General features: G+C 60.5%; 17 protein-coding genes and 3 pseudogenes. 19 read left to right on the top strand and 1 reads right to left on the bottom strand.

All coding sequences use genetic code 11. From position 1 onward, the window contains the following. The 5 genes and pseudogenes from AC0L23_RS38690 to AC0L23_RS38670 form a co-directional block, all read left to right on the top strand. Positions 1-999, top strand: a pseudogene (locus tag AC0L23_RS38690) (aspartate-semialdehyde dehydrogenase); the annotation flags it as partial. Positions 1000-2196: 1197 nt separating this feature from the next. Continuing rightward, positions 2197-3495 carry a M16 family metallopeptidase gene (locus tag AC0L23_RS38685; RefSeq protein WP_473358289.1) on the top strand — a complete coding sequence of 433 codons (1299 nt, stop codon included), beginning with the start codon at positions 2197-2199 and terminating at the stop codon, positions 3493-3495. Continuing rightward, positions 3492-4772 carry a M16 family metallopeptidase gene (locus AC0L23_RS38680; protein ID WP_473358288.1) on the top strand — a complete coding sequence of 427 codons (1281 nt, stop codon included), beginning with the start codon at positions 3492-3494 and terminating at the stop codon, positions 4770-4772. The genes AC0L23_RS38685 and AC0L23_RS38680 overlap by 4 nt, the downstream gene beginning before the upstream one ends. Then, positions 4769-5248, top strand: coding sequence for a type VI secretion system ImpA family N-terminal domain-containing protein (locus tag AC0L23_RS38675; RefSeq protein ID WP_310473475.1), 480 nt, complete (start codon positions 4769-4771; stop codon positions 5246-5248). The genes AC0L23_RS38680 and AC0L23_RS38675 overlap by 4 nt, the downstream gene beginning before the upstream one ends. Further along, positions 5224-5381: pseudogene (locus tag AC0L23_RS38670) on the top strand (TrbI/VirB10 family protein); the annotation flags it as partial. The gene AC0L23_RS38675 and the pseudogene AC0L23_RS38670, both read left to right, overlap by 25 nt. Before the next feature lie 47 nt (positions 5382-5428). Here AC0L23_RS38670 and AC0L23_RS38665 read toward each other — a convergent pair. After that, entirely contained in the window at positions 5429-6019 is a 591-nt protein-coding gene (locus AC0L23_RS38665) for a hypothetical protein (protein WP_219682315.1), read from the bottom strand. A 327-nt stretch (positions 6020-6346) separates the two neighbouring features. On the opposite strand from AC0L23_RS38665, the gene AC0L23_RS38660 reads away from it, so the two are divergent. From AC0L23_RS38660 to AC0L23_RS38595, 14 genes and pseudogenes are all read left to right on the top strand, one after another. Further along, positions 6347-6667: an iron-sulfur cluster assembly accessory protein gene (locus AC0L23_RS38660; protein WP_259217575.1), complete on the top strand. Its 321-nt coding sequence runs from the start codon at positions 6347-6349 to the stop codon at positions 6665-6667. A gap of 39 nt (positions 6668-6706) precedes the next feature. Beyond that, positions 6707-7000: a NifU family protein gene (locus AC0L23_RS38655; RefSeq protein WP_259217574.1), complete on the top strand. Its 294-nt coding sequence runs from the start codon at positions 6707-6709 to the stop codon at positions 6998-7000. A gap of 18 nt (positions 7001-7018) precedes the next feature. Further along, on the top strand, positions 7019-8212 hold the full coding sequence (gene nifS, locus AC0L23_RS38650) for a cysteine desulfurase NifS (protein ID WP_473358287.1): 1194 nt from the start codon (positions 7019-7021) through the stop codon (positions 8210-8212). After that, positions 8209-8430, top strand: coding sequence for a putative nitrogen fixation protein NifT (gene nifT / locus AC0L23_RS38645; RefSeq protein ID WP_219682318.1), 222 nt, complete (start codon positions 8209-8211; stop codon positions 8428-8430). Before nifS ends, nifT begins: the two co-directional genes overlap by 4 nt. A 481-nt stretch (positions 8431-8911) precedes the next feature. Continuing rightward, on the top strand, positions 8912-11017 hold the full coding sequence (locus tag AC0L23_RS38640) for a prolyl oligopeptidase family serine peptidase (RefSeq protein ID WP_259217572.1): 2106 nt from the start codon (positions 8912-8914) through the stop codon (positions 11015-11017). 628 nt (positions 11018-11645) lie between these two features. Continuing rightward, positions 11646-13202 (top strand): nitrogenase cofactor biosynthesis protein NifB, encoded by a 1557-nt coding sequence (gene nifB / locus AC0L23_RS38635; RefSeq protein ID WP_219682319.1) that lies wholly within the window; start codon positions 11646-11648, stop codon positions 13200-13202. Between the two features lie 15 nt (positions 13203-13217). After that, positions 13218-13442, top strand: a complete 225-nt coding sequence (locus AC0L23_RS38630) for a 4Fe-4S binding protein (RefSeq protein ID WP_219682320.1) — start codon at positions 13218-13220, stop codon at positions 13440-13442. A gap of 561 nt (positions 13443-14003) precedes the next feature. Further along, positions 14004-14546 (top strand): 4Fe4S-binding leucine-rich repeat protein, encoded by a 543-nt coding sequence (locus AC0L23_RS38625; RefSeq protein WP_374762366.1) that lies wholly within the window; start codon positions 14004-14006, stop codon positions 14544-14546. After that, on the top strand, positions 14543-14863 hold the full coding sequence (locus AC0L23_RS38620; protein ID WP_219682322.1) for a nitrogen fixation protein NifZ: 321 nt from the start codon (positions 14543-14545) through the stop codon (positions 14861-14863). The genes AC0L23_RS38625 and AC0L23_RS38620 overlap by 4 nt, the downstream gene beginning before the upstream one ends. Then, positions 14860-15114, top strand: coding sequence for a nitrogen fixation protein NifZ (locus AC0L23_RS38615; protein ID WP_259217569.1), 255 nt, complete (start codon positions 14860-14862; stop codon positions 15112-15114). The genes AC0L23_RS38620 and AC0L23_RS38615 overlap by 4 nt, the downstream gene beginning before the upstream one ends. Further along, positions 15111-15470 carry a DUF3024 domain-containing protein gene (locus AC0L23_RS38610; protein ID WP_219682324.1) on the top strand — a complete coding sequence of 120 codons (360 nt, stop codon included), beginning with the start codon at positions 15111-15113 and terminating at the stop codon, positions 15468-15470. The genes AC0L23_RS38615 and AC0L23_RS38610 overlap by 4 nt, the downstream gene beginning before the upstream one ends. 11 nt (positions 15471-15481) lie before the next feature. Beyond that, on the top strand, positions 15482-15751 hold the full coding sequence (locus AC0L23_RS38605; protein WP_473358286.1) for a hypothetical protein: 270 nt from the start codon (positions 15482-15484) through the stop codon (positions 15749-15751). A 1310-nt stretch (positions 15752-17061) separates the two neighbouring features. Further along, a pseudogene (locus AC0L23_RS38600) lies at positions 17062-17787 on the top strand (IS5 family transposase); the annotation flags it as partial. Positions 17788-18157: 370 nt separating this feature from the next. After that, entirely contained in the window at positions 18158-18532 is a 375-nt protein-coding gene (locus AC0L23_RS38595; RefSeq protein WP_219682325.1) for a DUF4189 domain-containing protein, read from the top strand. The last annotated feature ends 259 nt before the right edge of the window (positions 18533-18791 follow it).

Below are 18791 nucleotides of genomic sequence, written 5' to 3'. Positions count from 1 at the left end.
GATCCCGTCGTCGCGATTGTCGGCGTCACCGGTGCGGTGGGCGCCGAATTCATCGCCACCATGGACAAGCGCGGCTTTCGCGTCGGCAAGCTCAAGGCGCTGGCCAGCGCCCGCTCGGCCGGCAAGACGGTGTCGTTCCGCGGGCAAGACGTCGTCATCGAGGAGCTGACCGAACGCGCCTTCGAAGGCGTCGACATCGCCCTGTTCTCCGCCGGCGGCAGCATCTCCAAGAAGTACGCGCCGATCGCCGTCAAGGCGGGGGCCGTCGTCGTCGACAACTCCTCCGCCTTCCGGATGGACCCGAACGTGCCGCTGGTAATCCCCGAGATCAATGCGAACCGCATCCGCGACCACAAGGGCATCATCGCCAACCCGAACTGCGCCGCCATCACGGCGCTGGTGCCGCTATGGCCGATCCACCAGACCAACCGCATCAGGCGCGTGATCATCTCGACCTATCAGGCCGCGAGCGGCGCCGGCGCCGCCGCAATGGACGAGCTTGTCGAGTCCACCCGCGCCAATCTCAACGGGCAGGTCTATACGCCCAAGGTGATGCCGCACCCCTATGCCTTCAACCTCTTCAACCACAACACCGCGGTCGATCCCGAGACCGGCTACAATGATGAGGAGACCAAGGTCATCAACGAGACCCGCAAGATCTTCGAGGACGAGACTATCGCCATCGGTGTCACCTGCGTCCGCGTGCCGGTGCTGCGCGCCCATTGCGAGGCCATCACCTTCGAATGCGAAAAGCCAATCACCGAGGACCAGGTCCGCGCCATCATGGCGCAGGCACCCGGCGTGAAGATCGTCGACGACCGTGCCAAGAACAACTTCCCGATGCCGATCGACGCCTCGGGTCAGGACGACGTCCTGGTCGGCCGCATCCGCAAGGACCTCAGCGATCCCTCCGGCCATTCGATCTCGATGTTCGTGGCGGCGGATCAGCTGCTCAAGGGCGCGGCGCTGAACGCAGTGCAGATCGCGGAGCTGTTGCCAGGCAACAACGCGGTGGGCTCTTGGCGTGTCGTCGATGTTGCGGAAGAAAAGTCGCGTACTTGCGCGGCGGCTTCGCCCTGCAGGGAATCTTCGCTTTCCTCAACTGACAGCAGTTCGTCGAGTGTGCTGTTCGTTACCTCGATCGACGAACTGCTTAATGGCGATGCCGCCAATGCCGTCCTCGCCGCCGCCGGTTACAACTTCCGGCGGGCTCCAGCTTTTGTTGCGCCAATCCTCGCCCAGCTCATCATCCGACTTCAGCTCGTCTCAAGCTGAAATCCGTATTCTTCATGGACGACTACCTATCTTGAAGACGGCGACTGGGCCGTGCCTACCCGCACGATCGCCATCATCTATCTTCAAAGGCGCCGTTGCCCACCGCGAGGGCTATGCCGCCGCTGGGATCGCGGGCACTGCGTCCATATCGTCTATCATGCGGATCGCCTGTGGACAGGGCCGCACCCCCGTCTAAAGCATGCCCGGATGGCGCGGCTTGGACCCGAAGAGAATTCATCGAAACCTCCGGATTAGTGAGCTGGTGCGCACGCTCCAATTCACTGGTGATGTCGCCGCCGAGCTGCTCGATGATCCCGCTCAGCTAGGTCGTCAGTTCCTCGACCTGTTGGGGCTCGTGTCCTGACGCGCGACAAAGCCATGCAGGTTAACAGGCATGGTAATCCTTTCTTAATAGCGTTGGTGCGCTCCCTACGAGCCGTTCAAGCCCTACGGAGATCAAGTCGTGTAGGGATGCTCAGAAAAGTGGGGCAGCGGCGAGGCGGCGAGTTGTCGTGCGAGGTCGTGTGCAATGTCGTGTTCGCAACATATCGGCGGATACCAAACAAATGCGGGTTGGCTTTCGGAGAGGAGACACGCGTTGCGCTTCGCTTGCGTGCAGTTGGCCGCGTAGCGGCCCGTGCGCAGAAGTGTCAGGCGATCGGCCCGACATTTGCTCCGCTGCTTGCCAACGGCGTGCGGCTCACCTGCTTTGTCGCGATGTCCGCTGCAGAACGTGGATCTCTACCGACCAAAGGCCATGACATGAAGAATTCCAGGTCCCTGACAATCAAGGTGCTAGGCACGGCCACTTTTGCCCTGGCTTTGATCACGCGTACAGCGCTGGCGGTCGAGTCCAAAACGGAAAATGGCCGGGATCCTAGCTCCCGGGGCGCTCCTGTGAACAGGAGCGTTCTTGCCTAGATCACACCCACCCGCGAACGACCGGCGAGCTTCATACTTCAGAACGGCCTGCAAGTCGTGGTGATCCCGGACCGCCGCACGCCCGTGGTCACGGAGATGATCTGGTACAAGGTCGGTTCGGCGGACGAGACGCCGGGCAAGTCCGGGCTCGCGCACTTCCTCGAGCACCTGATGTTCAAGGGCACGGACAAGCACCCGGTCGGCGAATTCTCCCAGACCGTGCTTCGCGTCGGCGGCAACGAGAACGCCTCCACCTCGGTCGACTACACCAACTACTACCAGCGCGTGCCGCGCGAGCAGCTGCCGACCATGATGGAGTTCGAGGCCGACCGCATGACCGGCCTGATCCTCAAGGACGAGAACGTGCTGCCGGAACGCGACATCGTGCTCGAAGAGTACAACATGCGCGTCGCCAACAATCCCGACGCGCGGCTGAACGAGCAGATAATGGCCGCGCTCTATCTCAACCATCCCTACGGCCGGCCCGTGATCGGCTGGCACCAGGAGATCGAGAAGCTCGATCGCGAAGATGCGCTCGCCTTCTACCGCCGCTTCTACGCGCCCAACAACGCGATCCTGGTCATCGCCGGCGACGTCGAGGCCGCCGAAATCCGTCCGCTGGTCGAGCGCAATTTCGGGCCGATTGCCGCCCAGCCGGCGATCCCGGCGCGGCGCATCCGCCCGCAGGCGGCCGCGCCGCGCACCGTCACGCTGTCGGATCCGCGCGTCGAGCAACCCAGCGTGCGGCGCTACTATCTGGTGCCCTCGGCCGCGACCGCCGCAGCCGGCGAGAGCGCCGCCCTCGACGTGCTGGCGCAGTTGATGGGCAGCGGCAGCAATTCCTATCTCTACCGCGCCCTCGTCGTCGACAAGCCGCTCGCCGTCTCCGCCAACGCTAGCTATTCAAGCATCTCGCTCGATCCGACCCAGTTCGCGGTCTCGGCCGCGCCGAAAGCCGGCGTCAGCTTCGTCGAGGTCGAGCAGGTCGTCGACGGCGTCATCGCCGACCTCGCGCAGAACCCGGTTCGCGCCGAAGACCTGGAGCGGGTCAAGACCCAGCTCATCGCGGAAGCGATCTACGCCCAGGACAACCAGGCGGTGCTGGCGCGCTGGTATGGCGGCGCGCTGACCACGGGCCTGTCGATCGAGGACATCAGAAGCTGGCCGGACCGCATTCGCGCGGTCACCGCCGAACAGGTGCGCGCTGTCGCACAGAAATGGCTCGAGAAGAAGCGCTCGGTAACGGGCTATCTGATCAAGGACACAGCTAGCACCAAGCGCGAGGAGAAGCGTTCGTGACCTATCCTTTTGCTTTCTCGCGCGCGCGGCGCGTCGCATTGTCCGTTGCCACCGGCGCGGTGCTCGCGCTGGCTACGATCTCGCCGTCACAGGCGGCCGCAAAGATCCAGCACCTGATCTCGCCGGGCGGCATCGAGTCCTGGTTCGTGCAGGACGCGACCGTGCCGCTGATCGCCATGGAATATTCCTTTGCCGGCGGCTCGGGCCAGGATCCCACGGACAAATCGGGGGTCGCCAATCTGGTCGGCGACCTCCTCGACGAAGGCTCCGGCGATCTCGACTCCAAGACGTTCCACGAACGTCTGGACCGCCGCGCCATCGAGCTGTCCTTCAGCGCCACCCGCGATAGCTTCCGCGGCAGCCTGCGCATGCTGCGCGACAACAAGGACGAGGCCTTCGACCTGCTCAGGATGGCTTTGACCTCGCCGCATTTCGAGGCCGCCGACGTCGAGCGCATCCGCTCCCAGGTGATCTCGGGGCTGCGCCGCGAGACCACCAATCCATCATCGCTGGCGAGCCGCAAATTCCTGGAGGTCGCCTTCGGCGATCATCCCTATGCCCGGCAGACCAACGGCAACCTCGACAGCGTGCCGACCATCACGGTCGCCGACATGAAGGACTATGTCGGCCGCGTGCTTGCCAAGGACGGACTGAAGATCGCGGTGGTCGGTGACGTCGATCCGGCCACGCTCGGCAAGCTGCTCGACCAGACCTTCGGCGCGCTCCCCGCCAAGGCCAACCTCGTGCCGGTACCCGACATCGAGGCCGCCAAACCGCCGCAGCGCGCCTTCGTGGCGCTCGACGTGCCGCAAACGGTGATCACCTTCGGCGGCCCCGGCGTGAAGCGCAGCGATCCGAACTTCATGGCGGCCTATGTCGTCAACCACATCCTCGGCGGCGGCGGATTGTCCTCCCGGCTCTATCGCGAGGTCCGGGAGAAGCGCGGGCTGGCCTATTCGGTGTTCGAGTCCCTGCTATGGATGGAGCATTCGGCGGTCTTCATCGGCAACACAGGCACGCGCGCCGACCGCGCCGGCGACACCATCGATGCCATCGAGAAGGAGGTGCGCCGCATCGCCGAGGAGGGCCCGACGCAGAATGAGCTCGACGAGACCAAGTCCTATCTCAAGGGCTCGCAGATGCTGGCGCTGGACACCTCCTCCAAGCTTGCGCAGGCGCTGCTGCAGTACCAGCAGCCAAGCGGCGCTTTGATCAATCGGATTCTCAAGCATCATTTTTCTTCTGCGTTGAGGTGCAGCATAACGGCTTCCGGATGACCGAAATACCGCGTCGTGCTAGTAGGTGCAAGGTTCCTTCCAAAGAGTTCTGCTCGCACTCGATGACAGCGACAAGAAGTCCGTCTCGAGGCGATATCGATGCACGTTCGTGCCGCGGTGCTGCGCCTGTGCCGGGTCCCGCGCCTGCCGGCATGAATGTCCGTGATGTGCCCGAATTCGAACGGCTCGAAGCCGAACTGCGGCGCATGGATGCCGGCGGACCAACTGCGGTTGATTGGAGCAAAGTCAGTACGCTGTCGTTCCATATCCTGGCGAACCAGTCGAAAGACATTCTGGTTGCCTGTTGGGCCGCCTATGGTCTCTTTCGGACCAAAGGATACCAGGGCCGACCAAGCGGGGACGGGCGCGGATCGGAGCGATCGATTGGCTCGTTTGCCGCGTTGCCGGCCGAAGTCGGCAGCACAACCACTGACCTTTCGCTGGTCGATCAAGTCCTCGCCGAAAATATCTGCTGATTCCCCAGGGTGCGAAGCTGATCGGCCAACACGACAGCTCTGTCGGTTCGGCCAGAGCCGCATCCTCTTGGTCTGGACCGGCGCCATCATGCCCGACGGCAACTCGATTGTGCTGGAACGCCAACCCGGCGCCTGCCGCAGCAGCCGCTGAGCTGGCGAGAGACGGTCCGAGGCGCTTCCTCAGACGGGGCGGTTTTCGCTTCTGTTCTTTACCGGCTCCATTTTGGCCAGGCCGTCCTCGTATGAGATCTCCGTGTATGATCCATCGATGTCCTTGGCTGCGTCGAGCAAGTAGTCGAGTCTACCGGCGGTACCGAGCTTCTTGATGTCATTCTTGTCGACGCCGGCGAGGTCCATCATCTCTTTCCACACAGTTGATTCATCGCAAGGCAGAATGCGGAAGGTGATCTCGCCTATCTTGGTGCGGTACTTCGCGAGCAGATCAACGTTGTTGCAGAAGATGAAATAGCTGCCTTTGGGGCTCAACCTGCCGTCCAGCACCTTTGCGGCCTCAGGTAGATATGCGAAGGAATGCAGATATCCGGCAAGAACTGGAATGGTGGGTTCGCCCTCCTGCGCGATTGCAAGAACTTGTTCGATAGAATAGTCCGGCGGTCGTTTTTCGTCGGCGAGCTGGGATTGAAACTTCAGCGCGATGTCGCCTCGAAATCCAAATCGCCCCGACTTCGTTGTTTCACTCTTAAGCACCGCATTCAGCAACCGCCCCTCCTTGTCCAGCGGGCCAAGAGCGGTGTTGTCGATCGAGGTCATGGAAGGCTCCCCATCAATGTGTGGTGTGCACGCGTCGCCCAATGCGACGTGTCCGCTACCTTCATGCAAGTTGTTTGCCGTCCCCCTATGTCTGCGTCGACGTAGAGCGTAAGCGGCGGCTTGGCGCGATGTGCATGGATACGTGCTGGCACCATCACCAGGTCTCGGCCGGATGATGTTGGGATGCTGGAAAGCCGCCTGTCGCGAACCCGACAGGTCGCAAATCGAATGGGTCGTCGCCTGCAAGACCAAGTGATTTCAGCTGCATCTCGACTGGCATGGGATTTGCGAAGTGTACCTTGCCACAGAAGTGAGAGCGAGCCAGAGATGATCAACCTAACGGATAGCGCCATCAACGCACTGAAGGCCGCAATCTCCTCGACAGCGCAGCCGGCGAGCGGTTTGCGGATCATGATCGAAGGCGGCGGCTGCCAAGGGTTCACATACAAAATGGGCCTTGCCGATGAGCCGAGCTCCGATGAGACCGTGTTCGAGCAAGGCGGGATTAAAGTCTTCGTCGACAACGCGAGCCGGGCGCATCTGAGCGGCACCACGATCGATTTCGTGGTGTCACTCGAAGGATCAGGGTTCCGCTTCGATAACCCAAATGCCAAATCGAGCTGCTCCTGCGGCAAATCGTTCGGCTAAGTTGCCTTGGGACCATTGGCGATGGAAGGAGCATCGAACATGGCCCTGAAGGCTGAACGAACGAATCAGTCTTCGACTGTCGAGCCTGCCGATCGCGAGCGGATTGTCAGCGCCGTGCTCGATGAGATTCGGCCAAGCCTCAGGCGTGATCGTAGAGATTGTGAGCTCGTCGAAATCGACGGCAACAAGATCATGGTCAGGCTTACCGGCGCCTGCATGTTATGCAAGCTTGCGGGCACGACGCTCGCGGCCATTCAGGCGCGCCTGGTCGAGCGGCTCGGCGAGTTCGTCCGCCTGATCCCGCTCCCCGGAGCTGCCAAAGTGGGACATTAAGTGCAGAGCGGAGAGTCCGTGCGGCCGATCTACCTGGATAACAACGCGACGACCCGTGTACATCCCTTGGTGGTTGCGGCGATGCTGCCGTTCTTCTCTGCGCAATTCGGCAATGCGTCGTCCGCGCACGCATTCGGCATTGAGGTTGCGCCCGCATTAAAACAAGCGCGCCGGAAGGTGCAGGCCCTCATTGGCGCGGCATTCGATCACGAGATCGTCTTCACCTCGGGCGCGACTGAATCCGACAACACGGCGATCCTGTCGGCGCTCGCCGTACAGAAGGGACGCGACGAGATCGTCACAACGGCCGTTGAGCATCCGGCCGTGTTGTCTCTTGCCGAGGAGCTGGGCCGACGAGGAGTCAAGACCCATGTCATTCCGGTCGATGCAAGCGGCCGATTGGACATCGAGGCTTATCGCAACGCATTGTCGAGGCGCACGTCAATCGCCTCGGTCATGTGGGCCAATAATGAGACGGGTACGATCTTTCCGGTGAAATCCCTCGCCCAGATGGCGCGCTCAGTCGGCGCGCTCTTTCACACCGACGCGGTCCAGGCGGTCGGGCGGATTCCGATTGACCTGAAGACCACGGACATCGACATGCTGTCGCTCTCCGGCCACAAGCTCCATGGTCCGAAGGGGATCGGCGCGCTGTATCTGCGCAGCGGCATCAAGTTCCGGCCGCTGATCTTCGGCGGCGTTCAGGAGCGGCGTCGCCGCGCTGGCAGCCAAAACGTTCCGGGCATTATTGGGCTCGGCAAAGCGGCGGAACTCGCAGCAGCACACCTCATACAAGAGCAGATGCAGATTGGCGCCCTTCGCGACCGGCTGGAGCAAGGCATTCTCGCTGTCGGCTGTTGCATGGTGCTTGGCCATATCAAGAATCGCTTGCCAAATACGTCAAACATTGCCTTCGAGCATCTCGAAGCAGAGGCAATCGTCCACCACCTGAACCACAACGGAATTGCCGTCTCACTCGGTTCGGCCTGCGCGTCCGGCTCGATGGAACCGTCCCACGTCCTGCGCGCGATGAAAGTACCACCGGCCTTCTTGCGCGGTGCGGTTCGCTTCTCGCTGTCGCGCGAGACGGCGCCGGATGAGATCGATCGTGTCCTACAGGTCATGCCGGACATCACTGCCAAACAGAGAGCCTTGTGGCGTGCGCGTCAGGAGCGCGCGGGCGAGAGCTCACAACTTGCGGAGCTCCCATGAAGGTCATGATTCGCCGTTCGCCCGAGACGGGCCTTTCGATTTATGTGCCCAAGAAGGATCTTGAGGAGCCGATTGTCGAATGGGAGCACGAGACGCTGTGGGGTGGTTGGATTAGAATCGCGAACGGCTGGGTGCTCGACCTACCGGCGATGGCGAGTGACACCACTCTACCAATCACTATCAACGCCAGGAAGCGCGGCGGCGAAGCAACCGAATGATGAATGCTGCGGTTCCACAGACTTCGCCAAACCAGCGATGCGGAAGCTATTCTTGCCGGGGCGGTCCGGCATCTGCGAGGAAGGCCACATCGTTCCTTGGGCTTGGGCCTGGCGTAGCGGAAGGTTTCAGCCGAGCGCGCTGATCACTCCGGAAGCGCTCGAAGCGTTCTTCGGAACCAAGATCGCGGCGGCGCACGGTGGCAAACGCAACATCTCGGCCTAGGCCAGCACTGAGGCGTCGGGCCAGCGCGTTGGCGTTGATGGGGGAAACCCTCGCGACGCCCATTGCACTGACATCGCCAGCCCGGTCGTCGCATTAACGGCGTCAGGCCAATTGCTGCAACTCCGCAACATTCAGTGTCGAGAGGATTGAATGTCGCGCCGGGCCAGGTCGTAGCTGAAAAATCGTGATGCAACGTTCGCGATGCAAATCCTTGAACCATGTCGGAGCTACGCGTCAATGCCAAGGTTGTAATGAAGCATGGTCACAGAAAGAGCCTCGACGAAGTCGCGAACCGGAAGGCCAACGCCTTCCGCTCCTGACGATGATCCCTATCTATGGCTGGAACAGATCGAAGGCGCGCGTGCGCTGAACTTCGTCGAGCGGCAGAATAGCAGAACACTTCAGGTGTTTGGCGGACCGGCAGCCGAACGAGACAGAGATGCGCTGACGGCGATTTACGACCGACCTGACAATATCCCCTATGTCAGCCGGCGCGGCGGGTATCTCTACAATCTGTGGAGGGACGCCAACAATCCACGCGGCCTCTGGCGGCGAACCACCCTGGAAGAGTATCGCTCGCTGAAGCCGTCATGGGACGTCTTGCTCGACCTCGATCAACTTGCCGTCAGCGAAGGCGAAGACTGGCTTCTAAACGCCACGGTCGCACCGCCTGGAAGTCACTCGCGGTGGATCTTGAGTCTATCGCGCGGTGGCAGCGATGCCGTGACCTTGCGTGAATTCGACACTGATACGAAGCTCTTCATCCGCGATGGCTTTATCTTGCCCGAAGCCAAAGGCAGCGGCGTATGGTTCGATTCTGATACGCTCGTGTTGTTAAGCTCCTATGGCGACGGCATGGCCGCGACCACCGGCTATGCGCGCACGGTGAGGCTGTGGCGGCGCGGTACGCATGTTGAGCAAGCGGCAGTGATCTTTGAGACCAAGGCTGCTCATGTGTCAGTCGATTGCAGTGTTGACGACACCGTCGTGCCGCCCAGGATCTGGTTCCTCGATGCGACAGACGTCTCCAATTGCGTGGTCTGGCTCGGCGATGAAACGGGCGCCAAGACGAGGCTCGATCTGCCAAGTAACATCTGGATGCGGTCGCATCGCAACTGGCTTGCCCTGAAGCCGCGCGAATCCTGGTCTGTGGCAGGGCAGACCTATGCGGCGGATACGGTGCTCGTCATCCCGCTGCCGGCATTCCTGGCGGGCAGCCGCCAATTCGAGGTTCTCTTCGAGCCGGGTCTGCGCCGTGCGCTGCAGAGCTTCTTTTGGGCTGCGGGCAAGCTCGTGCTTTGCATTCTCGACGAACTCCGGCCAGTCTTCGAGATCTGCACACCATCCGATTATGGCTGGAACCGCGAGCAATTGGCCGGGCTTCCTGATCTTGGCGTCGTCGAAATCTGGTCTTTCGATCGCGATCCGTCAGAGAGCAATGGCGACTTGCTGGCCCACGTCGAGGATCCGCTCACGCCGCCGTCCCTCATCCTGATGGAGCGCGGCGTTACCAGTCCCGCCGTGCTGAAGCAGGCGCCGAAGACGTTTGCCGCGGAGCACTGCGTGGTCACGTGGCACGAGGCCATCTCGATCGACGGTGAGCGAATTCCCTATCTGCAGACCGGTCCCGTCAGGCAGCCCGGCAACGCGCCGGTCCATATGAGCGGATATGGCGGGTTTGGGATCTCCGTGAAACCGTACTACAATTCCGCGCTCGGTAAGCTTTGGCTCGATTGCGGCGGCACCACGGTTCAGGCAAATTTGCGCGGCGGCGGCGAGTTCGGCACGCGCTGGCACGACGCCGGTCGGCTCGCCGGCAAGAGATTGTCGCATGATGATTTCGCAGCGGTTGCCGCCGATCTCGTTAGGCGCGGCGTGACACAGGCCAAGCGGATCGCGGCCGAGAGTGGATCAAACGGCGGCATCCTCATCACCAATATGTTAACGCGATATCCCGAGCGCTTTGGCGCGCTGTTCTGCGCGATCCCGCTGATTGACATGCGCCGCTACACAAAACTGCTCGCCGGGGCGAGCTGGCTCGCCGAATATGGCGATCCCGACAACGCTGAGGAGTGGGAGTGGCTGAAGACCTATTCTGCGTATCATACCGCAAGACCCGGGCAGTCCTATCCACCGATCCTGATGGCCACCAGGCGGCGGGACGATCGCGTCCATCCCGGACATGCGCGCAAAATGGTAGCGAAGCTGCAGGCGATGGGCTATGAGGCGTATTTCTACGAGCATGCCGCTGGCGGCCACGGCTACGGCAAGGACAACCGGGAGCACGCCGAGTTGCTGGTGCTGGGCCTCCGTTTCCTGAAGAGCAGGATCGGCTGGCTGGATGCCGAGACCTCAGCGATGTAGGTAGTTGTTGGACGGCAGTTCGAGCGATGTCGACCGAGGCGGCTGCAGCTCGTGAATCTGATCGGCATCTACACCCCCGCGATCTATTCGAGAGCCAGCCAACGTTTGGACGCACGATCGAATTCGTGGCTGTCGGCACCGTGGCCACCAGGCGTTTCTCTTCACCTGCCTGACAATGCCTTCCGGAATGTCACGTAGAGGCCCGCGTGATCTTCGGCATAGGTCGGTAACGGGGCTGCTTCTTGTCTGCAACTACGAAGAATCGCCACACCAAGTTGTCCTTCAAAGCGTCCGGAACGTCTTTTGCGGATTGTGCTTTGCACTGGCGTCACATTTTGGCGACAAGATCAACTTTACAGGACGCCAGCCGCCCTGCTCTTCCAAGCGCCTAGATGAAGCAGCCTACCCGTCGCCAAAACAACGCTGCCAGCGCTCTTGTGATCGCAATCTCTGTCAGCTTTCCAACATGAGTTGATAACACCGACATACGAGCAACGTGACCTAACTGCTTGAAGCGAACGCAAAAATCATTTGTGGCAGACATGGCACGCCAGTTGCTCTTGGCTCTTCAGAAACGACTCTGGGGATGTTTGCCGGAAAAGTGCGGCCTGCGGAGAGAATTGGAAGAATGAGTACTTCAGCGCAACACCAGCTATCCTGCGGCGGCGGCGAGATCAGAGAGACCATGCAAGTTATGGCTAAGCACAAGGGCTGCGGTACGATCGGTGGCAGCGGGAAGGCGAGCTGCGGATCTCAGGCCGGCATCGGCAATCTGCCAAACGAGGTCTGGGAAAAGGCGAAGAACCATCCCTGCTACAGCGAGGAGGCGCACCACCATTATGCCCGCATGCATGTCGCGGTCGCACCCGCCTGCAATATCCAGTGCAATTACTGCAATCGCAAATACGATTGCGCCAACGAATCGCGCCCAGGCATTGCCAGCGAGAAGTTGACGCCAGAGCAGGCCGCCAAGAAGGTGCTGGCGGTCGCTTCCGCGATCCCTCAGATGAGCGTGGTCGGCGTTGCCGGCCCTGGCGACCCCCTGGCGAATCCGGACAAGACATTCAAGACGTTCGAGCTCGTCAACAAGCTCGCGCCAGATATCAAGCTGTGCCTCTCGACGAACGGTCTTGCGCTAGCCGATCATGTCGACACGATCACCAGACTCAAGGTCGATCACGTGACGATCACGATCAACATGATCGATCCCGAAATTGGTGCAAAGATCTATCCATGGATCTTTTACCGCCACAAGCGCTACACCGGAATTGAAGCCGCAAGCATCCTCAGCAATCGGCAGCTCCAGGGCCTGGAGATGCTGACCGCGCGCGGCATCCTGTGCAAAGTCAACTCGGTGATGATTCCCGGGATTAACGATCAGCATCTGGTTGAGGTTAACAAGGCCGTGAAGTCGCGCGGCGCCTTCCTGCATAACGTGATGCCGCTGATATCGTCGCCCGAGCACGGCACCGTGTTCGGTCTCGGTGGGCAACGCGGCCCGACCGCACGGGAAGTGACCGCGTTGCAGGACAGCTGCGAAAGCGAGATGAACATGATGCGTCATTGTCGCCAGTGCCGGGCCGACGCCGTCGGACTGCTCGGGGAGGACCGCGGCGCAGAGTTCACCATGGAAAAGATCATGGCCATGAACATCAAATACGACCAGCAGGCCCGAAAGGAGTATCAGGCCAAGGTCGAGAAGGCGCGCATTGCAAAGCTTGCGGCCAAGCAGGAGAAGCTTGCAGAGCTCGCCAGCGCGTCCAGCGAAATCAAGGTGCTGGTGGCGGTTGCAACCAAGGGCTCGGGATTGATCAACCAGCACTTCGGTCATGCCAAGGAGTTCCAGATCTACGAGCTCTCGACTTCCGGCGCAAAATTCATTGGTCATCGTCCTATCCACCCCTATTGCCAGGACGGCCATGGCGAGGACAGCAAGCTCGAAATCGCCATCGGCGCCATCAAGGATTGCCACGCCGTATTCGTCTCAAAGATCGGCGGCTGCCCGAAGGCCGAATTGATCAAGGCCGGCATCGAGCCGGTCGATCAGTACGCCTGGGAGTCCATTGATGGGTCAGCAATCGCCTGGTTCAAACTCTATCTCGATAAAGTCAATGAGGGAAAGATCAAGCACGTTGAGCGGGTCGATTCGGCGGCCAGCCACAACGCGCTGATTTCCGCCGCCTGAGGATGGGTTCAGATAATGCCGTTCAAGATCATCGCCTCACAATGCACGGGCTGTTCGGCGTGCGAAACACAATGCCCGAATCTCGCTATTTCCGAGCGAGCCGGCGTTTTCCTGATCGATCCTGAGAAATGCACCGAGTGCGCCGCCTACTTTGATGAACCGCAATGCGTGGCGGTTTGCCCGGTTGACAATACGTGCGTGCTCGACACGGCGCTGCCGCGTCACCAGATGCCTGCGTGAGGGCCACGATGGATGTCACCACGACACGAACGGTTCAGAAACTCTGGCGGGTAATGCTCGACGAGGCGCCGGTCGCGCCGGTCGCCTTGTCATACCGGGTGGACGGTTCGCCCTGGTCGCCGGCTTTTTCGCCAGTTGCTAAGCCATATTCTGGAGACGCGAATATCGGCGGGAGCGCGTTAAGCTATTCCTGTCGACCCGAAGGCCGCTTTCTCCAGCGCCAAGGGACGATTTCGCCGATGGGCCGACGAAGAGCGGACCCGTCTTCAGCGATATCAATCCAGTCACCTGCGGCCAGCCTTGCGCAGGCGACATTCATGCCCAAGGCCTTTAGTCGGTCATCCGAGAGAAACGAGGGCGTCCACACCGAGTCCTGTGTTGGTCGCACGGTGTCGAGCCGGCCCAGCATCATCCCAAGGCGGCAGAGCTATCCTATCACCTCGATGAAAGTGCCGAAATCTACCTGCGCCAAGCCAAGCCGTTGGCACCCGACCACGTGATGCGGAGACGAATTTCCTGCCACCGGCGCGGTCGGCCCCACCAAGCCGGAATTCGGCTGCAATGAGAGCACCTCGCGTGGGACTTCCAGTTCTCGGTCAAGGCTTGTTGCCTACTTGGAGATGCGTCTCGGGCAACTCGGGGAAGGACGGCAGCTGTCGAGAGACTGCTCGGGTTGGCGCCAAGGTGTTGTTAGGCACGCTCGAGCGTATCGGCGGGACCGTGAGTGGTGACGTCCACAACGCCCTCAGTTGCCGGGGTAATCAGGTCGACTCTGCCGGCTGTGCGCATCCCGCGCTGAAACGCGCGGCTCGCCGCCGGCTCAAGCACGCCCCCGTCGAGGACGGACGCGCGTGCCGCGTCGACGGCTTCTTCAACATCAACCATGGGCTGACGGACGGTTATCTCAAGCATCTGGATCTTAAGTTGCGGGCGTTGATTTTGCTGCACTGGGATCCCGAAAGGCTCATGCAACTCATGATCACAGCCGCGCCGCCGTGCGGGGATCGAACGCGGTTGATCGAGGATCATGATAGGGCGCTCCGTAAGGCCGGGCGCTCGCGAGGCGCGGTACAGTTGAAGCATGGAACGGAGACGACAGCATGAGCAACATCGTCCGTGATAGTGACATCGTCGAGTTGACGGACGCCCCCTTCTTTGATTATGGCGACAAGGTGCAGGCAAACCGCACCATCCGCAACGACGGCACCTATGTGGGCAAGGAGATCGGTGAGGTTCTGGTCAAGAAAGGCGAGCTTGGTTATGTCGTCTCGATCGGCACGTTCCTGCAACAATTTTATATCTATGGCGTCGAATTCCTCGACTCCGGCTATCGCGTCGGCATGAAATGCAAGGAGCTCGATCTAGTCACGCGAAGTCACGGAGGCGAGGAGCCTTGCTTGTCAGGAAGGGCACCCCGATGATCGAACCGAGGTTGCCAAAATACTGCTCAGGCCAACGTGTCAAGGCTGCAATCGATCTGCTCAACGACGGTTCCTTTCCCGACGCGTCGGCGGAACAGTGTCTGGTCAGCGTCGGACACATTGGTGAGATCGTACAGGTCGGTCGCCATACGGAAGCGAACCTACCCATTTATATGGTCGACTTCGGCAAGCAGTTGGTGGTTGGCTGCCTCGAGGCAGAAATTTCCGCAGTCCAGGACATCGCGCAATGAACGCCGCCATCATCAGACGACATCATTCCGGATTGCCCGCGCATCCCAACGAGCTCGACCGGTGGCGGCTCGTGCGCGCGCTGACGAGGCGCGAGCGCTACCGATATGTCTCGCCAAAGGTGACAGCGATTGCTGGCGGCTATCTGGTCGAGAGCCCGTGCTGCTCAGGCAATATCGATGCGGAGGGAGGTCTCGTCGACGTCGCGCTGTTGCACCACGATAGGACTGGGGCGGCATGGCAGCTGTTCCGCAAAGATCACCGCAAGGGCGTCTGGGAGTGGCATTCGACCCATCAACGGCTTGGCTTGGCGACAGCGGTTCTGAACGCCGACCCTGAACGTTTGTTCTGGCAATAAGGATTATGCAGATGGTGCTCGCCGCAGGCGAATTGACGAACATCGAGCAGACGCTCGCCGCTATTGATACAGCGTCTGAGCCCTGCCTCACGCTCCGGCAGAAATTTCCACATCTCGCCTGGATTTGTTGCGAGGCCCCTGACATGACGCAGAGTCCGTTCCACCGCGTTGGACAGTTCGACCTGCATCTGCTCGACAGTGGCGGTCAATGTGCACAGATTACGAATGATCCGCAGCGCGCCACCGGCATTGTGCTGGCCAAGCGCTCTGGCAAGTCATGATCAAGCAATCGCCTGCCGGTGCCAAGCTCACCCAGGACGGCTAGGCCCGCGGGTTGTTTACCATGCGGTAGTGACCAGTCCGGGGAATATCACGACGCTGGTTCGTCGGGTCCATGAGACGGGGGCAGCGATCGTTCTCGCAGCGGAATTGCCTGGGTATCTCAACGTGGCTAGTTAGATCAAGAATACTGCGGCAGATCAAATTAGGACGGGCGAGCCGTGCTCGATCAGCTGACGAGGATCCGGCATCGCAAGATTTGCCATTGTGAGTACTTTCACTTAAAGCCGCTGCGCTTCGGAAAATAGGACAAGACGTTTGTTCTTCGCGCGGTAACGCCGTGCACTCGCCGTGGAGGCCGGTTAATGATGCGCGCTCAAGTGAGGCAGTGCGAGTGTCCCGCGATCCAGCGCTACTCCATCAATACTGGCGCCTGAAAATATCATTCTACGAAATGTCTTGGTGAGCTGAGGTCGGAGCATTCAAGAAGCGCTTTTCGAGTTGTCTTTCGAAGGCGCATCGAGCGTCCCTTCTCTATTGCTCGCTTCCATGTTGAAGCTGGGTGACGTGCATGTCGAGAATCGGGTTTGTCACGCAGATAAAATCCAGGGAGGACAAATTCGCGTGTAGTTCCAGTTCTTATCTCGAAGAGAAAAATCCGCTTGAATAGTTGTCGATGACCATTGATATGGTAATGGGAAGCAGCTGCGTCTTCGCCAAAAACAAGGTGCTGCAAATGTGCAAAGTGAAATCGGAGAACACCACGTGGCAAAAACCGCCAAGCGCAAAGAGTATAGTAAGGATGACGTCAAGCTGCTCAAAGCGCACTCAAAGGCTCGCACCCCTGTAGCTAGGGTTTCAAAGCTGATGAAGCGATCCGAGGGGTCTCTACGACAGAAAGCACGTACCTTGGGGATTGGCTTGGGTCACCAGCGCTGAGATATGATTCAATTTTCGGAAATTGACCGGCGTGATGGACGACCGCCAGGGCAGCTGATCGTTTCAGGTCCTGCGTCCGAGGGTCAGCTCGCGCGATGAACGAGCTGACTGGTCTGCCGATAGACCGGCCCGCTTGGCCTAGACCTCATCGGTTGTCATGGTTTTAATCAGCGACTGATAAAGGCGCGTCTGTGAATATAGATCTACCACCCGGAATGCGGTCCGCGAGCGTGCCGGCGGATCATCAGCTCGGCCGGCAGACGTCATTCGGCGCTAAGCTGTCTCTCGCTGCTAGGGTCTGAACCTAAATAGCGCCACGTGATTCTCTTGCCTCCGTGTTCTTGATTCGGGAGCGAGACAATGCTCGCGGGGTAGGCAATGGGCTCGTATCGAACCTCATCTGCCGACGGGACTGACGGGGCCGGATCGGGACGACGATCGGCGCATCATCAGCGGTATTGTTCACATGCTGCTATCGGGTGCGCGATGGCGTGATTGTCCGCGCGAATACGGTCCTTACACGATGATCTACAACCGCTTCAATCACGGGGCCAAGCGCGAACGATGGTGCGCAATCTTTCAAGCACTGCTCAAAGCTGGCAAAGATGCCGTCGTGCTGTCGCTCGACTCGACTTCGATCAAAGCTCATCGGTGTGCCTCCGGCGGAAAAGGGGGAGCACAATCAGGCAATCGGCCGCTCGCGGGGAGGCCGTACGACAAAAATCCATGCGCTGAGTGATCCGCTCTGCCGACCGGTCGTCCTGCATCTGGCCCTCAGGTCAGGATGCCGACATCGCTGCCGCGCCCGATGTTCTGGCGCTCGCACCGCCCATGAGCGCGCTTCTCGCTGACAAAGGGTACGACGGGGACAACCTTCGGCCGAAATCGCTGGTCGCGGCGCCAAGCCCGTCATTCCCAATAATCCAACCGTGTCGTCATTCATCGTTTCAACAAACGCGACGGAGGCCGAAATGTCATCGAACGCTGCTTTTGCCGGCTCAAGGACTTCCGCCGCATCGCCACATGATACGACAAGCTCGCCCGGAATTTCTTGGCCGCTGTTCAGCTCGCCGCTCTCGTCGCATATTGGCTCAATTGAGTCTGTACCCTAGTTTGCTGTAAGCGGGGCGAGACCGTGAAATCCTCTTGCAGCTGTTGGCGGTAGCCCACCGCAAGTCTCTTAGGGCGCCGCGCGCATTGCCAAAAAGGAATTGCCTTCAACCCGGATCAAGTCCGTGGGGCAAGGTCCGGATGCGTCAGCCCCTCGATCCTTGTCCGCTTTCTGACGGCGGTGCACAAAGCTGTGAGATTCAAAACACCCTGCGCCGTTTGCGTATCGCGAACCGTTTCAAAGCACAATCAGGCGCTTAGTGCGCGCGAGGAGCGCTGGCACGGCCCTTGCTGTATCTCGCCGTAGGGCAGGAGGCGCCAATCGCTGCGATGCTCAATTCCAAATGGAGAAAAAGTGAATGCGTAAACTAATAATCGGCGTCCTCGCGCTGTTCATTTCAAACACTACCGCGTTCGCCGGCTCCGGGGCCATCGCATACTCCAAACCAGATGACGTGGTCGGTGTCTCGCACGGGTGTAGATCACAAAGGGGCGCTAAACGGTGGGCCCTGCTCGACTGTCGCCGCAAGGGCGGCTCGGATTGCAAAATCGAAGCTTACGAAAACAACGCTTGCGCCGCCGTTGCCATAGGCAATGGACGCGGGCTGGGACGTGCGTGGTGGTCCCACCCATTTGGTGAATTTGAAGAGGAGCTATCGCAGCAAGGCGCGGTGGCCGGATGCAATGAGACCGGCGACGTGGACTGCAAGCTGCGGGCCAGGGTTTGCCACTAAGGCCCCTCAGTAAGCCAACGCCCTAAGGAAGGAGGTCAGGCGAACCCAATTTGTAGCAGACATATCCAGCCGAACTCCGCGACTGAAGAGAGTTCTGTGCGTCAAGTTCAGCAAAGTCGGTCATGGGATCCGGCCGAGCCATCCCCTCGGAGCCGCCGGGGGGGGGGCCGGCCCCCCCCCCCGCCCGGGGGGGCGGGCGCGGGGGGGGGGGGGGGGGGGGGGGCGGGGGGGGGGGGGGGGGGGGGGGGGGGGGGGGGGG

The organism is Bradyrhizobium sp. MI1.4 (genome assembly GCF_055811315.1).
This window is presented reverse-complemented; position numbering and strand designations above follow the sequence as displayed.

Coding starts and splice junctions, on each gene's coding strand:
- AC0L23_RS38675 (WP_310473475.1), top strand. CDS start 4,769: ATGACCGAAATACCGCGTCGTGCTAGTAGGTGCAAGGTTCCTTCCAAA.
- AC0L23_RS38595 (WP_219682325.1), top strand. CDS start 18,158: ATGCGTAAACTAATAATCGGCGTCCTCGCGCTGTTCATTTCAAACACT.
- AC0L23_RS38655 (WP_259217574.1), top strand. CDS start 6,707: ATGGCCCTGAAGGCTGAACGAACGAATCAGTCTTCGACTGTCGAGCCT.
- AC0L23_RS38615 (WP_259217569.1), top strand. CDS start 14,860: ATGATCGAACCGAGGTTGCCAAAATACTGCTCAGGCCAACGTGTCAAG.
- AC0L23_RS38640 (WP_259217572.1), top strand. CDS start 8,912: ATGGTCACAGAAAGAGCCTCGACGAAGTCGCGAACCGGAAGGCCAACG.
- nifT (WP_219682318.1), top strand. CDS start 8,209: ATGAAGGTCATGATTCGCCGTTCGCCCGAGACGGGCCTTTCGATTTAT.
- nifB (WP_219682319.1), top strand. CDS start 11,646: ATGAGTACTTCAGCGCAACACCAGCTATCCTGCGGCGGCGGCGAGATC.
- AC0L23_RS38625 (WP_374762366.1), top strand. CDS start 14,004: ATGAGAGCACCTCGCGTGGGACTTCCAGTTCTCGGTCAAGGCTTGTTG.
- AC0L23_RS38665 (WP_219682315.1), bottom strand. CDS start 6,019: ATGACCTCGATCGACAACACCGCTCTTGGCCCGCTGGACAAGGAGGGG.
- AC0L23_RS38660 (WP_259217575.1), top strand. CDS start 6,347: ATGATCAACCTAACGGATAGCGCCATCAACGCACTGAAGGCCGCAATC.
- AC0L23_RS38610 (WP_219682324.1), top strand. CDS start 15,111: ATGAACGCCGCCATCATCAGACGACATCATTCCGGATTGCCCGCGCAT.
- AC0L23_RS38620 (WP_219682322.1), top strand. CDS start 14,543: ATGAGCAACATCGTCCGTGATAGTGACATCGTCGAGTTGACGGACGCC.
- AC0L23_RS38630 (WP_219682320.1), top strand. CDS start 13,218: ATGCCGTTCAAGATCATCGCCTCACAATGCACGGGCTGTTCGGCGTGC.
- AC0L23_RS38605 (WP_473358286.1), top strand. CDS start 15,482: ATGGTGCTCGCCGCAGGCGAATTGACGAACATCGAGCAGACGCTCGCC.